Below are 12,425 nucleotides of genomic sequence, written 5' to 3' on the forward strand. Positions count from 1 at the left end.
GGGTGACGACGGTAGTGTGGCAAGCCGTGAATGACTCTTCTCCGTCGGATGTACGGCCGACGGTGTCGGATCCGGACCGCAAGGTGCGGCTGATGGCCGCGGCGGCGATAGCCCTCCGGGAGCTCGACGACGTCCTGGCTCCTCTCGGTGAGCTGTTCGCGTCGGCAGGTCACGAGTTGTACCTGGTCGGCGGCTCGGTGCGCGATGCCGTGCTGGGCCGCCTCGGCAACGATCTGGACTTCACCACCGACGCGCGTCCCGAACAGGTGTCCCGTCTCCTCAAGGGGTGGGCGGACGCGTTCTGGGATGTCGGGATCGAGTTCGGCACGGTCGGCGTCCGCAAGGGCGACCACCAGATCGAGATCACCACGTTCCGCGCCGACACCTACGACCAGGTCAGCCGCAACCCGGAGGTTACCTTCGGCGAGACCCTCGAAGACGATCTCGTCCGCCGCGACTTCACCGTCAACGCGATGGCCGTGCGGATCGACGCCCGGGGCGCCGAGGACTTCTGCGATCCGCTCGACGGGATGACCGCGTTGCTGGCCGGTGTCATCGACACCCCGGCGACACCCGAACAGTCCTTCGGCGACGATCCGCTGCGGATGCTGCGTGCTGTCCGCTTCATCTCCCAGCTCGGATTCCGGCTCGCGCCGCGCGTGTGGCAGGCCATCACCGAGATGAACGGAGAGATCGAACGCATCACCGCCGAACGTATCCGCGCCGAGCTGGACAAGCTCATCTGCGGTGAGTTCCCGCTGGACGCGATCGACGCGATGGTCGAGACGGGCCTGGCGGAACGGGTGATGCCGGAGATCCCCGGGATGAAGCTCACCATCGACGAGCACCACCAGCACAAGGACGTCTACCAGCATTCGCTGACCGTCCTGAAGCAGGCGATCGACCTCGAGGAGGGCGATCCCGACCTGGTCCTGCGCTGGGCGGCACTGCTGCACGACATCGGCAAGCCCGCGACTCGACGCCACGAACCCGGCGGCGGGGTGAGCTTCCATCACCACGAGGTGGTCGGAGCCAAGATGGTGCGCAAGCGGATGAGAGCGCTGAAGTATCCGAAGGCTGTCGTCACCGACGTCGCGGACCTGGTGTTCCTGCACCTGCGGTTCCACGGATACGGCGACGGTGCCTGGACCGATTCCGCGGTGCGGCGCTATGTCAACGACGCCGGTCCCCTGCTCGACCGGCTCAACAAGCTGGTGCGCGCCGACTGCACCACGCGGAACAAGCGCCGCGCCCGCCGGCTGCAGCAGAACTACGACAACCTCGAACAGCGGATCGCAGCGCTCAAGGCGGCGGAGGATCTCGAGAAGGTTCGTCCCGACCTCGACGGCAACGCGATCATGGAGATGCTGGGCGTGCCGCCCGGCCCGATCGTCGGCCAGGCCTGGCGGCATCTGAAGGAACTCCGCCTCGATCGGGGGCCGCTGAGCCACGAGGAGGCCGAGCAGGCTCTACGGGAGTGGTGGGCGTCGCGCGGACAGAAGTAGGCGCGAACAGAAGTAGGCGCGGCGAGAAGCGGGTGTCAGCTCCCGGAGTGATGCTGCGCCGCCGGCGTGAACACCTCGACCGCGTGCGGGACCGCCTCGAACACGGCGGGCAGTTCCCCGACGAGATCGCCGTCGACGGACACCAGTGCGGGCGGATCGCAGTACAGCTCGACCTCTGAGCCGCGCATCGTCTGGACCAGGGGGTGATCGACGTGCTTGCCGGTGAACACCTTCGGGAAGACGCCGGCGAGCGTCGGTCGGGCCAGGCGCGGCGGGTTCTTGGCAAGCGTGACGTCGAGCAGTCCGTCGGACACCGATGCCGTCGGGGTGATCCGCATCCCGCCGCCGTACGACGTGGTGTTCCCGATGGCGGCGAAGATGAGGTCGGCCTCGACGGTTTCGTCGTCGACACGGACCTGATAGTGCCGTGACCGCAGGGCGATGAGTTCGAGCAGTGCGGCGATCGTGTAGCGCGCCTGTCCGCGGGGCCAGCGCATGTCGATGGCGCGTGCGGTCACCGCCGCGTCGAAACCGGTGGCGGCGACCGTGGCGAACAGCGCGGTCCGGCCGTCGGGGAAGCTGACGCGGCCCAGGTCGACGGGCTGCCGGTGGCCGCCGAGAATCACCTTGACGGCCTCGGCGGTGTCGAGCGGGATGCCGAGATTGCGGGCGAAGTCGTTGCCGCTGCCGGCGGGGATGACGGCAAGGGGTTTGCCCGAGCCGATGCTGGCCTCCACCGCGAGCCGGATCGTGCCGTCCCCGCCCGCGACGGCCAGGACGTCGGTGTCACCCCGGGCGGCCTTTCCGGCGAGGTCGGCGGCGTCGGCCATGTCCTCACCGACGATGACCTCGACCTCGATCTCCTGAGCCCTCAGAAGGTCGGCGGCGTGATGGGCCACGCGCAGGCCGGTTCCGTGCCGCGCGTATGGGCTGGCCACGATCGTGGCGTGTTCGATGGTCATCTGGTCGGCCCCCCGCCGATTGAGTGATCCGTTACAGTGTTACACATCATGTCAATCCGTAACGAGGAGATCGGGGATCTCGTTCTGGACGCGGCCAGGGTCTGCCTGCTGCGTAATGGCGGTCGCAAGGTGACCGTCTCCGAGGTCGCCCGCCGAGCAGGGGTGAGTCGTCCCACTGTCTACCGGCGCTGGTCCGACATCACCGAGATCATCCGTGATCTGCTCACCCGCGAGGTTCTCACCATCGTCGACGACGTGGTCGGCGAGCGCGGTGAGCCCGAGGACCTCGACGCACTGGCCGACCAGGTGGTGACGGTGGTCGGGGCGTTGCGCGACAGCGAGCTCATCTCGTCGCTGTGGCGTGAACAGCGCGACTTCATGGCGCCCTATGTGTTCGAACGTCTCGGCACCAGTCAGCAAGGGATGCTGGCCCTGCTGGCGGACATGCTCGCGCACGGCCAGGGTCGCAAACAGGTACGCGCCGGCGACGCCAAGCGAATGGCGTCGATGGTGCTGCTGATCGCGCAGGGTTTCCTACAGTCGGGCGCGCTGGTGTCGGACATCCTGGCCGAGGGATGGGGCACCGAACTCCACAGCGTGGTCGTCGGCTACCTGCGACCGGTGCCGTGAGGGTGTCGTTCTGATGGCCACGTTGTCCGTGCGAACCCGCCGACGGGCTCTCGAGTCGCTGGCGTCGACCGCCGAACCGGTCGACCTGCTGGTCGTGGGCGGCGGGATCACCGGTGTCGGTGTCGCGCTCGACGCCGCCACCCGTGGTCTCCGTGTCGCCCTCGTCGAGCAAGGTGACCTCGCGTCCGGCACCTCGCGGTGGAGCAGCAAACTCGTCCACGGCGGACTCCGGTACCTCGCGAAAGGTGACGTGCGAATCGCCCGGGAGAGTGCCGTCGAGCGACACCATTTGATGACGTCGATTGCCCCACACCTGATCTCGCCGCTTCGGCAGATCCTTCCCGACCGTGGCGAGCGCCAGACCTCGATTCTCCGCGCCGGTATGCGTGCGGGAGATCTGTTGCGCCGCACTGCGGGAACGTCGAGCTCGCTGTTGCCGCCGCCGTCGCGGATGTCGGTCATGGAGACCCTCGGGCGGTGCCCGAACCTGTCGCCGGCCGGACTCCGCGGCGGTGTGTCGACCACCGACGGCCAGTTGATCGACGACGCAAGGCTCGTCGTCGCCGTGGCGCGCACCGCGGCCGCGTACGGCGCGTTGATCTGCACGCACACCCGAGCCGATCGGGTCGACGGTCGGGGTGCCACGCTCACCGATCTCCTCTCGGGGGAGGGCTTCGACGTCGGCGCACGGATGGTGGTGAACGCCACCGGGGTGTGGTCCGGATCGGTCGACGACTCGATCGCCGTGCAACCCAGCCGCGGAACACATCTCGTCGTCGACGCGGCGACCTTGGGCAACCCGACCGCCGCGCTGACCGTACCGGTGGGAAATTCGTTGTCCCGGTACGTCTTCGCTCTGCCCGCCCAGTTGGGTCGCGTCTACATCGGTATCACCGATGTCGCTGCCCCGGGCCCGATCCCGGATGTCCCCACCCCGGACGACGCCGAGATCGACTTCCTGCTCGACGCGATCAGCCCGGCACTGACACGGCCCCTCGATCGCTCCGACATCACCGGCGTGTTCGCCGGTCTGCGGCCGCTCATCGACGAGCGCGGGACCGCCGATGGCGTGGCATCGGAAGGCCTCGCGGACGTCTCCCGCCGGCACCACGTCCGAGTGCGCGGCGACGGCCTGGTGACCGTGCTCGGGGGCAAACTCACCACCTATCGCCGGATGGCCGAGGATGCGGTCGACGCCGCCCTGGCCACCACCGAACTGACCGCGGGTGAGTGTGTCACCACCACGACTGCGCTGGTCGGAGCTCTGCGCGACCCGCGTGAGTCGGGACTCCCACCGTCGCTGGTGGCGCGCTTCGGCGGGGAGGCGCCGACGGTCGTCGAGTCGGCCACCGTCGACCGACCGCTGGAGCCGGTCGCGCCCGGTATCGACGTCACCCGCGCCGAGATCGAGTTCGCGGTCACGCACGAGGGTGCCGTCGACGTCGACGACGTCCTGCACAGGCGGACGCGGATCGGGTTGGTCCGGCGCGACGCGGACCTGGCCCGGCCCGAGATCGAGACGATCGTGGGCGTCACACTCGCCTGACATCGCCGGCCGGCGTCGCTCCGACCGGCGAGGTCGCCTGTCGGCGGTGTGGCGCGCGCTGGTGGGGTTTTCTCGGCCACCAGTTCATGGTGCCGAGCCTCGCCGCGATGAGGGGGACGACGATTGTCCGGACGACGAACGTGTCCAGCAGGAGACCCATTCCGATGATGAAGCCCGCCTGCACCAGCGTGGACACCGACCCGGCCATGAGCCCGAACATGCTGCCCGCGAAGATGATCCCGGCCGAGGTGATCACGGATCCGGTCTTGACGATGGTGCGCAGCACACTGACCCTGGTGCTCGTGGTCGACTCCTCCCGCAGTCGTGAGACCAGGAGCATGTTGTAGTCGGCGCCGACGGCGACGAGGACGATGAAGGCCAGCAGGGGAACCGTCCAGTGGATGGATTCGCCCAGGATGTACTGGAAGAACACGACTCCCACTCCGAGTGTTGCGGCGTAGTTGAGTACCACGGTCATCAACAGGTAGAGCGGTGCCACGATTGCGCGGAGCAGGGCCATCAGGATCAGTCCGACGATGAGGAGCGTCGCAAGGGCCAGAACCCAGAAGTCCCTGGTCATCAACTCCTGGAGGTCGGAGTTGATCGCCGGGAAGCCTGCCATGGAGACCTCGGCGGCGTCGAGAGTGGTGTTGGGTAGCGCACTTTCGGCGACGCCCCGGATCCCCTCGCTGAGGTGCATCGCGTCGGCCGAGTAGGGATCGCTGGATGTCTGCACGATGAACCGGACGGTCTTGCCGTCCGGAGAGACGAACTGCTGTGCAGCATAGGCGAATCGGTCGTCATCGAAGGCGTTCGACGGTAGGTAGAAACCGACGGCCGAATCGGTGCTGCCGACGTCTCGTGAGGCTGCGCGTAGCTGGGTGGCGAGCTGTGACATGCCCCCGAGCATGTCGAGATTCGAGTCGACGAGGGATCGTACCCCGTCGGCGAGGAGTCCGGCCCCCTCGGCCAGCTGATGTACTCCGCTCTGCAACTGTGTCAGCTGTCCGGACAGGTCGGCCGGGATCGAACCCACCGTCTGGTTCAATGACTTTGCCGCACTCTGCAATCGGCCGACCACCTCGGATACCGGGGTGTCTGCGGACTGAAGATCGTCGCCGAGCCGGGCCATCTCGGTGAAGAGCCCGCTGCGGTGTGTGCGCACCAGATCGCGTGCCCGGGTGCGGAGCTGGACACACGTCGGCACCGCGTCGCACCAGGGCGTGTCCAATTGGGGCACCACAGGCGCGAGTGCGGTGATCGCGTTGTCGACGCTTTCCGCTGCCGGCCGTAGCGAGTTGCTCGTACGCATCAGGTTGTCGATCGCAGGTGCGTTGTCTCCCAGCACCGACAACATCGGTTCGTACTGTGCCAGAGCCGAACCCGTGGACTGCACCTGGGTCAGTAACGGCGCGAGCGGTGCGAGGCCCTCGCTGATCTGCCGATCGAGGAGTGCCAGAGCGTCCGCAAGTTGGTCGGCCCCGCCTGCGAGGGTCTCCAACTGGCCACGTCGGGAAGTGCCGGCATCGACGGACTTCTGCACCTCGTCGCCGATTCGAGCGTTCTGCCAGGGCAACTCGGCCTGTTCGAGACGGGTGCCGGTCGGTCGGGTTATCCCGACGACTCTGGTGACCCCGGGCATCTGCGCGACTCGCGTCGCCATCTGCTCCAGGTCGGCGAGTCCGCGTGCGGTGCGCATGTCCCGAGGTGACTGGATCAGGAGGAACTCCGCGATCACGGTATCTCGCGGAAAGTGGCTGTCCAGCAACGCGTAGCCGAGGTTGCTGTCGGATCCGGTGGGCTGACCGGTGCGGTCGTCGTAGGTGACCTGCATGGTCGCGGCCACAGCGCTCAGCGCGAGGAGCGTGACCATGCTGACGGCGAAGAGCGGGCCCGGGTGACGAATCACCAAGACGCCCACCCTGTTCCAGTACTTCCTGGTGAGTTCGGTGCGGGGCAGACCGATGCCGCGGCGCGCTGCCGTGGACAGCAGAGGCGGCAACAAGGTCACCGTTGCGGCGAACCCCACGACGACCGCGACCGCGCAGGCGGGACCGACCGACGCGAACGCACTCAATTTCGCGAGAAGCATCGCGAGGAACGCCAGGGCGACAGTCGCCGCCGAGGCGAGGATGACTCGTCCGATCGAGGCGGCGGCGTCGACGATGGCATCGTCGGGATCCATGCCCTGTCGGAGTCTCTCGTGGAATCTGCTGATGAAGAAGACCGAGTAGTCCACCCCCGCGCCGAGCAGGATCGCCGTCATGAACGCAATGGTGAACTGGGACAGCGGGAAACCCGACTGGCCGAACCACGACAACAGTCCTCGGCCCACCGCGAGGCTCATGCCGACGACGATGAGCGGGAGAAGCGCGGTGAACACCGAGCGGTAGACGATCAGCAGGATCGTCACGATCAGCGCGATCGTCGCCAGGGTGATGACGGTCAGATCGGCTTCGGCGGTGGTGATCTGGTCGCTGAAGGTGGCGGGCGGTCCGGTGACGTGCACCGACGTTCCGGTGCCGTCGAACGCCTCCCGCGCGATCTCCCGAACCGCTTCGATCGCCAGGGTGGAGGTGGTGCCGCCGATTGTTCCGGCGACACCGACCGGCAGGTACCACGCCTGCCCGTCCGCGCTGGTGGCCTGACGCGCAGTCTGGGGATCACCGACGAGGTCACGGACCGACAGCACGTGCTCGGAATCGGAACGTAGCCGGTCGACCATCGTCTCGTAGCGATCCCGGACGGTTTCGGACAGTCCTGCCGGGTTCTCCATCGTGACGAAGACAGAGTTGGTCGCGCCCTTCTCGTCGAAGGCCTCCCCCATCCGGTCCAGCGATTGGAAGGACGCCACGTCGCGAGGTAGCGGATCGAGCGACTGCTCTCGGACGACTGCCTCCAGCTGCGGGAACAGGATCGCGAGCGCAGCCGCGGTCGCGATCCACGCCCCGACCACGGCGAGCTTGTGTCGCAGTGTGAACCGAGCGAGCCGTTCCAGGGTCGGGCTGTACTCGCCACGTCGCTGCGGTTTCGGCTGCCGCCCGCCGGCCGGGGGCGGCACGTGATCGGTCTTGCTGACAGCGTCCACGACGACCTCCCCGATCCGATACATACTGGATCGCAACGCTACAGGATGTATCGAAACTTGCGAAGGGGGTTGTGGCGCGGGAAATCAGGACTTTCGGTGGGCCGCGAGGAAGTCGTCGACGATCCGCTCACGATCGGCTGCGGTCAGGGTCAATATTCCGGAAAGGCGGGCGAAGACCAGAGGACCGGCGAGTTGCAGGACAGCCAGGTCGTGGTCGACGTCCCCGAGCTCGGCCTGTGCGATGTCGCTGTCGAGGAAGTGGTCGAGTGGTGCGCGATATTGGGCGATGACCCGCTCCCGCAACTCGGCCAGTCGGCGTTCGCGATCGGTGGTGTGCTCCGGCGAGTCGGTGCTGATGGCCAGCCAGGCCAGCACGGTCGTGTGCATCGGCGCGCTGTCGGCGAGCGCGGCGTTCTGATGCATCAGTTCGACGAGCTGGTCTCGTAACGAGCCGGTGAGTTCCGTGGGTTCGATCGCGTCGGGAAGCAGACGGTCGAAGGCCGCCGCGAGCAGATCGCCAGTGGTGCCGAAATGCCGGTACAGGGTGGTTCGCGCGACCTTGGACGCACGGCTGACGGCGTTCACGGTGACCGCTTCGACTCCACCGCTCTTCAGCAACGACACCGCCGCGTCGACGAGTCGTGTGCGGGAACGCACCCGACGCGGATCTTCGTCGTCACCCAGGTCGTCTCTCGGTTCGGACATGTCGTCGCTGCGGCGCGGAGCGCCGTCTTCGTCGGATTTCACGTGGCCGTCCTGGATCCCTGAGAGGCTGATCGATCTGTCAATAACCCATGGTGCGCAACGCATCTGCGAGACGGTCGAGGTCTTCTCGCTGCACGTCGAGGTGTGGGCTCAGCCGGAGGACGGGCGTCTCGGTTGCCAGCGGGGCCCGCCAGGCGTCGGCCGCGGTGACCAGGATGCCGAGGGAGAGCAACTTGTCCCGCGCGGCGGCCACGTCGTCGAACTGCCAACCGGGGGGCGGCGCCAGGGTCACGATCGCCGACGGCTCGTCGAGGGGTTCGAGGACCTCCCAGCTGGCGATGCCGTGCAGCCGCTCGCGGGTGGCCTTGCCGATCGTCGCCAGCTCACGGAAGACCCGTTGTTGTCCGATGTCCAGGAGTTCGCGGACCGCGATCCCGAGCCCGAGACGGCCGGCGATGAAGGCATCTGATCCGTCGATCTCGACCGGCCGCAACGAGTCTCGGCGTACCGCCACGAAACCGACGCCGCGCGGGCCGGTCAGCCACTTGCGGCTGGTGCCGTAGACGACATCGGCGCCGGTCACGGTGGGGACGTGACCGACCGACTGGGCCATGTCGACGACCACGGGCACGCCGGCTCGGTGGGCGAGCTCGACGATCCGCGCAACCGGCTGCACCGCGCCGGACATCGACCCGATGTGGCAGACGTGGATGAAGTCGGGCTGCTCGAATTGCAGCATGTTCTCGAGCGCATCGGTGTCGATGTGGCCGTACACGTCGCCGTCGGGCATGGTGTGCACGGCGTAACCCCGACGCTCGAACTCCTCGAGGTTGGGGCCGAACTCGTTCTTGGCCACCCAGACCGTCGAGGTGACGGGGAGACTCCAGTTGGTGAGCAGTGCGCGCAGTGCTGCACGGGCGCTCTCGCGGAAGATGATCTCGTCCGCCGTGTGCCCGAGCAGTGCGGCGAGATTGCGTGTGTCGCGGGCGATTTCCTCGGCGCGATCGTCGGCGGCGACGTAGGAACCGCGCTCGGTCTCACGCCACAGGTGCGCGGTCATCGCACCGATCACCGCGTACGACGATCGGCCGGCGGAGGCGGAGTCGAGATGCGCGAGGGCTGGTTTCAGCCGCGCTGCATGCCATTGCTCGCCGAGGTCGCTGACGTACATAGGGCCTCAACCTACCGGGTACGGACGGTCTCGGTCACACGCCGGGTGTGATGTGGCATGCGATCGATGGAACCGGGCGGGGTGGTGCTTGCGTCCAACAACGCATGGACCCGGTGATCGAGTATCTCTTCGGGCCCGGCGACGGTTCGACGACGCGCTGGTCCACTCCTGCAGACACCACTCTCGGCGATGCCGGGCCCGACGCGGTCCGACTCGATTTCGACGGTGACGGTCGGCGCGACGACGCGATGTGGGACACCGACGCCGACGGCATCGCCGACGCGGCCGCGCTCGACACCGATGACGATGACGTGCCGGACGCGTTCTACCGCGATTCCGGCGCGGGTCTGTGGGACCGGGCCGTTGCCGGTGACGCCCTGGGTGCCGGTGCTCCCCACGACCCGGCGCCCGAGGACCACACCTCGGGTGAACCCGACGGGTCACGCCTCCTGAGACTCGACCTGGACGCGGACGGAGACGCCGATGCCGAACTGGTGGGGGCGGAGAGGGGCGGTCGGCTCGTGGCCGAGCGCCTGTACGTCGACGCCGACGGCGACGGCACGACCGACTCGGTGGTGGTGGATCTGAACGGGGACGGGGTCGCCGACGCCGCCTATGACAGGCGCGATCCGCGGTTCACGCGGCGGGGTCGGTGAGGGCCTGTGGGCCGGCCGTCGGCTCACCGACCGCCGCGGCGCGGTTGTACAGGGCACGTACCGCCACCATGCCCAGGAGGTACAGCGCCACACCGAGGACGACGAGCACGGTGGCATGACCGTCGACGGGGATCGCCACGGCCGCCACGGTGACTGCGCCGACGTAGGCGATGTTGAACACCGCGTCCTGCACCGAGAACACCTGACCTCGCACCGTGTCGCCGACGTCGACCTGCATCGCGACATCGCCGCACAACTTGGCGACCTGACCGATCAACCCCAGCACGAACGCCGACCCACAGATCACCGCGAAGTGGAATCCGAGGACCGTGACCTCGGCGATCGCCCCGATGGCCAGTGCGCACATCAGCGTCGGGTACCGCCCGACGCGGGCCACCGCGATCGGGGTGACCACCGCGGCGAGGAGGGCACCGGCTCCGGTGAATCCGATGACGAGGCTGACGCGGTCGAGCCCGTCTCCGGGTCCCATCTGCCGCGTCAGCACCAGGATCATGAGCGTGTTCATGCCGAACACGAGCCGGTGGGCGCCGATGGCCGTGAGTGCGGCCGCAACGGTCTTGTGGTGCGCGACCGCCCGGGCGCCGTGCCACAGACCCACCGACACCGCGTGGAACGCCGACCTGCCCGGATCGTCGGGTACGTCGGGACCCAGCTGCAGCGGTCGGAATCGGTGGGCCAGACCGCCGGACACGACGGCGAGTGCGATGCCTGCCAGCATGGTGAGCGCACTGCCCGAATTGTCGTCGCCGAAGATCGCGCGCAGACCCAGCGTGATCCCGAGCCCGACGCTCAGCATCGCGCCACCGAGGGTGGTGAACAGCGCATTGGTCGCCACGATCACCTCGCGCCGGGCGACGTGCGGGAGTCCGGCGGACAGGCCGGCGGCCACGAACCGGCTCGCGCCGGTGGCGGCGAGCGCCGAGATCAGCACCACGACATCGGGGGCCCCGGAGGCGACCGCGATCGCGACGAGTCCGATGATCGCGCCGCGCAACAGGTTCGCGTACAGCAGCACATTGCGTCGATCCCAGTGGTCGAGCAGTGCTCCCGCGAACGGTCCGATGAGCGAATACGGCAACAACAGCACCGCGAGACCCCCGGCGACGGCGAGCGGATCCGCGTGGCGTTCGGGGTTGAAGAGGATGCTTCCGACGAGTGCGGCCTGGAAGATCCCGTCGGTGACTTGGCTGGAGAGACGGACGAACAGCAACCGTCCCAGGCCTGGTGAATGACGGAGCGAATCGATGAACACCGACCAGCCTCGGCGGCGGCTCACCTCGGTGCTGTTCACTTGTTCAAGCGTACTCACCGACGGGTTGCGGGTCCGTCGACTGTGGCGTGTTCGGGACTCGACGGACGTGCGATGATGGCTGAGTGGCGGGCGGTGACGACGCAGAGGATCCCACACCGGAATTCCGCTCCGGGGATCCTTCGGCGGGCAGCGGTGGCGGTGGCCGCATGCCGGGGGTCCCGTGGGATGCAGATCCCACCAATCGCGTCCGGCCCGGAACCGCACTCATCGCGTCGACCGATCTCATCGAGCCGACCTTCGCGCGCACGGTCATCTATGTCATCGAGCACAACGAGGCCGGCAGTCTCGGCGTGATCCTCAACCGCATGAGCCAGACCGCGGTGCACAATCTGCTGCCCCAGTGGACGGACATCGCGGCGTCCCCGCGCGCGCTCTACGTCGGCGGTCCGGTCAACCAGGACGCGGCACTGTGCCTGGGCGTCATGAAGCACGGTCACGCTGTCGAGGACCATCCCGCTCTGCGCCCGGTCGACGGCCGCGTCGTGCTCGTCGATCTCGACGCCGACCCGGAACCGCTCGCCGAGGTGCTCGAAGGCGTGCGCATCTTCGCCGGCTACAGCGGATGGGGTATCGGTCAGCTCGACGACGAACTCGACCAGTTCAGCTGGATGCTCGCCTCGGCACTCCCCCGCGACCTGCTGGCCCCGCCCGCAACCGACGTCTGGTTCGACATCCTCCGCCGGCAGCCCTGGCCGCTGCCGCTCCTCGCGACTCACCCCATCGACCTCAGCCTCAACTGACCCCCGTTCCTCGCGACGCATCCCATCGACCTCAACTGACCCCCGCTCCTCGCGACGCATCCCATCGACCTCAACTGACCCCCGCTCCT

General features: G+C 67.9%; 10 protein-coding genes. 5 read left to right on the top strand and 5 right to left on the bottom strand.

What is annotated here, in order from left to right:
* Window positions 1-62: 62 nt before the first annotated feature.
* Complete coding sequence (locus BPODLACK_RS02290) at window positions 63-1,505, top strand: CCA tRNA nucleotidyltransferase (protein WP_159404703.1); 1,443 nt, start codon at window positions 63-65, stop codon at window positions 1,503-1,505.
* A 35-nt stretch (window positions 1,506-1,540) separates the two neighbouring features.
* Here the strand turns inward: BPODLACK_RS02290 and BPODLACK_RS02295 are convergent, their stop codons facing one another.
* On the bottom strand, window positions 1,541-2,467 hold the full coding sequence (locus BPODLACK_RS02295) for a diacylglycerol/lipid kinase family protein (protein WP_159404623.1): 927 nt from the start codon (window positions 2,465-2,467) through the stop codon (window positions 1,541-1,543).
* A 48-nt stretch (window positions 2,468-2,515) separates the two neighbouring features.
* Here BPODLACK_RS02295 and BPODLACK_RS02300 point away from each other — a divergent pair, with 48 nt between their 5' ends.
* Window positions 2,516-3,097 (top strand): TetR/AcrR family transcriptional regulator, encoded by a 582-nt coding sequence (locus BPODLACK_RS02300; protein WP_159404624.1) that lies wholly within the window; start codon window positions 2,516-2,518, stop codon window positions 3,095-3,097.
* Between the two features lie 13 nt (window positions 3,098-3,110).
* A complete protein-coding gene (locus BPODLACK_RS02305; RefSeq protein ID WP_159404625.1) occupies window positions 3,111-4,643 on the top strand; it encodes a glycerol-3-phosphate dehydrogenase/oxidase in 1,533 nt (510 codons plus the stop codon).
* Here BPODLACK_RS02305 and BPODLACK_RS02310 read toward each other — a convergent pair.
* Genes BPODLACK_RS02310 through BPODLACK_RS02320 form a run of 3 tightly spaced genes read right to left on the bottom strand, consistent with a single transcriptional unit; the run spans window position 4,630 to window position 9,607 of the window.
* On the bottom strand, window positions 4,630-7,755 hold the full coding sequence (locus BPODLACK_RS02310; protein ID WP_236577591.1) for an MMPL/RND family transporter: 3,126 nt from the start codon (window positions 7,753-7,755) through the stop codon (window positions 4,630-4,632). The two genes, BPODLACK_RS02305 and BPODLACK_RS02310, sit on opposite strands and share 14 nt — an antisense overlap.
* Before the next feature lie 60 nt (window positions 7,756-7,815).
* The gene (locus tag BPODLACK_RS02315; protein WP_024497954.1) at window positions 7,816-8,478 is read right to left on the bottom strand and encodes a TetR/AcrR family transcriptional regulator; all 663 of its coding nucleotides are present in this window, start codon (window positions 8,476-8,478) and stop codon (window positions 7,816-7,818) included.
* A gap of 37 nt (window positions 8,479-8,515) precedes the next feature.
* On the bottom strand, window positions 8,516-9,607 hold the full coding sequence (locus BPODLACK_RS02320) for an aminotransferase class V-fold PLP-dependent enzyme (protein WP_006438696.1): 1,092 nt from the start codon (window positions 9,605-9,607) through the stop codon (window positions 8,516-8,518).
* 104 nt (window positions 9,608-9,711) lie between these two features.
* On the opposite strand from BPODLACK_RS02320, the gene BPODLACK_RS02325 reads away from it, so the two are divergent.
* Window positions 9,712-10,263 carry a hypothetical protein gene (locus BPODLACK_RS02325; protein ID WP_159404626.1) on the top strand — a complete coding sequence of 184 codons (552 nt, stop codon included), beginning with the start codon at window positions 9,712-9,714 and terminating at the stop codon, window positions 10,261-10,263.
* Here BPODLACK_RS02325 and BPODLACK_RS02330 read toward each other — a convergent pair.
* On the bottom strand, window positions 10,244-11,575 hold the full coding sequence (locus BPODLACK_RS02330) for an MFS transporter (protein ID WP_159404627.1): 1,332 nt from the start codon (window positions 11,573-11,575) through the stop codon (window positions 10,244-10,246). The two genes, BPODLACK_RS02325 and BPODLACK_RS02330, sit on opposite strands and share 20 nt — an antisense overlap.
* 167 nt (window positions 11,576-11,742) lie before the next feature.
* Here BPODLACK_RS02330 and BPODLACK_RS02335 point away from each other — a divergent pair, with 167 nt between their 5' ends.
* On the top strand, window positions 11,743-12,336 hold the full coding sequence (locus BPODLACK_RS02335; RefSeq protein WP_159404628.1) for a YqgE/AlgH family protein: 594 nt from the start codon (window positions 11,743-11,745) through the stop codon (window positions 12,334-12,336).
* Window positions 12,337-12,425: the final 89 nt, after the last annotated feature.

Source organism: Gordonia sp. YY1 (genome assembly GCF_009872315.1).
GTDB classification, from domain to species: Bacteria; Actinomycetota; Actinomycetes; order Mycobacteriales; family Mycobacteriaceae; genus Gordonia; species Gordonia amicalis.

What these genes read in the sequence shown, in the direction of transcription:
- BPODLACK_RS02325 (WP_159404626.1), top strand. Translation starts at nt 9,712, where the DNA reads ATGGACCCGGTGATCGAGTATCTCTTCGGGCCCGGCGACGGTTCGACG.
- BPODLACK_RS02300 (WP_159404624.1), top strand. Translation starts at nt 2,516, where the DNA reads ATGTCAATCCGTAACGAGGAGATCGGGGATCTCGTTCTGGACGCGGCC.
- BPODLACK_RS02310 (WP_236577591.1), bottom strand. Translation starts at nt 7,755, where the DNA reads ATGTATCGGATCGGGGAGGTCGTCGTGGACGCTGTCAGCAAGACCGAT.
- BPODLACK_RS02305 (WP_159404625.1), top strand. Translation starts at nt 3,111, where the DNA reads ATGGCCACGTTGTCCGTGCGAACCCGCCGACGGGCTCTCGAGTCGCTG.
- BPODLACK_RS02335 (WP_159404628.1), top strand. Translation starts at nt 11,743, where the DNA reads ATGCCGGGGGTCCCGTGGGATGCAGATCCCACCAATCGCGTCCGGCCC.
- BPODLACK_RS02295 (WP_159404623.1), bottom strand. Translation starts at nt 2,467, where the DNA reads ATGACCATCGAACACGCCACGATCGTGGCCAGCCCATACGCGCGGCAC.
- BPODLACK_RS02320 (WP_006438696.1), bottom strand. Translation starts at nt 9,607, where the DNA reads ATGTACGTCAGCGACCTCGGCGAGCAATGGCATGCAGCGCGGCTGAAA.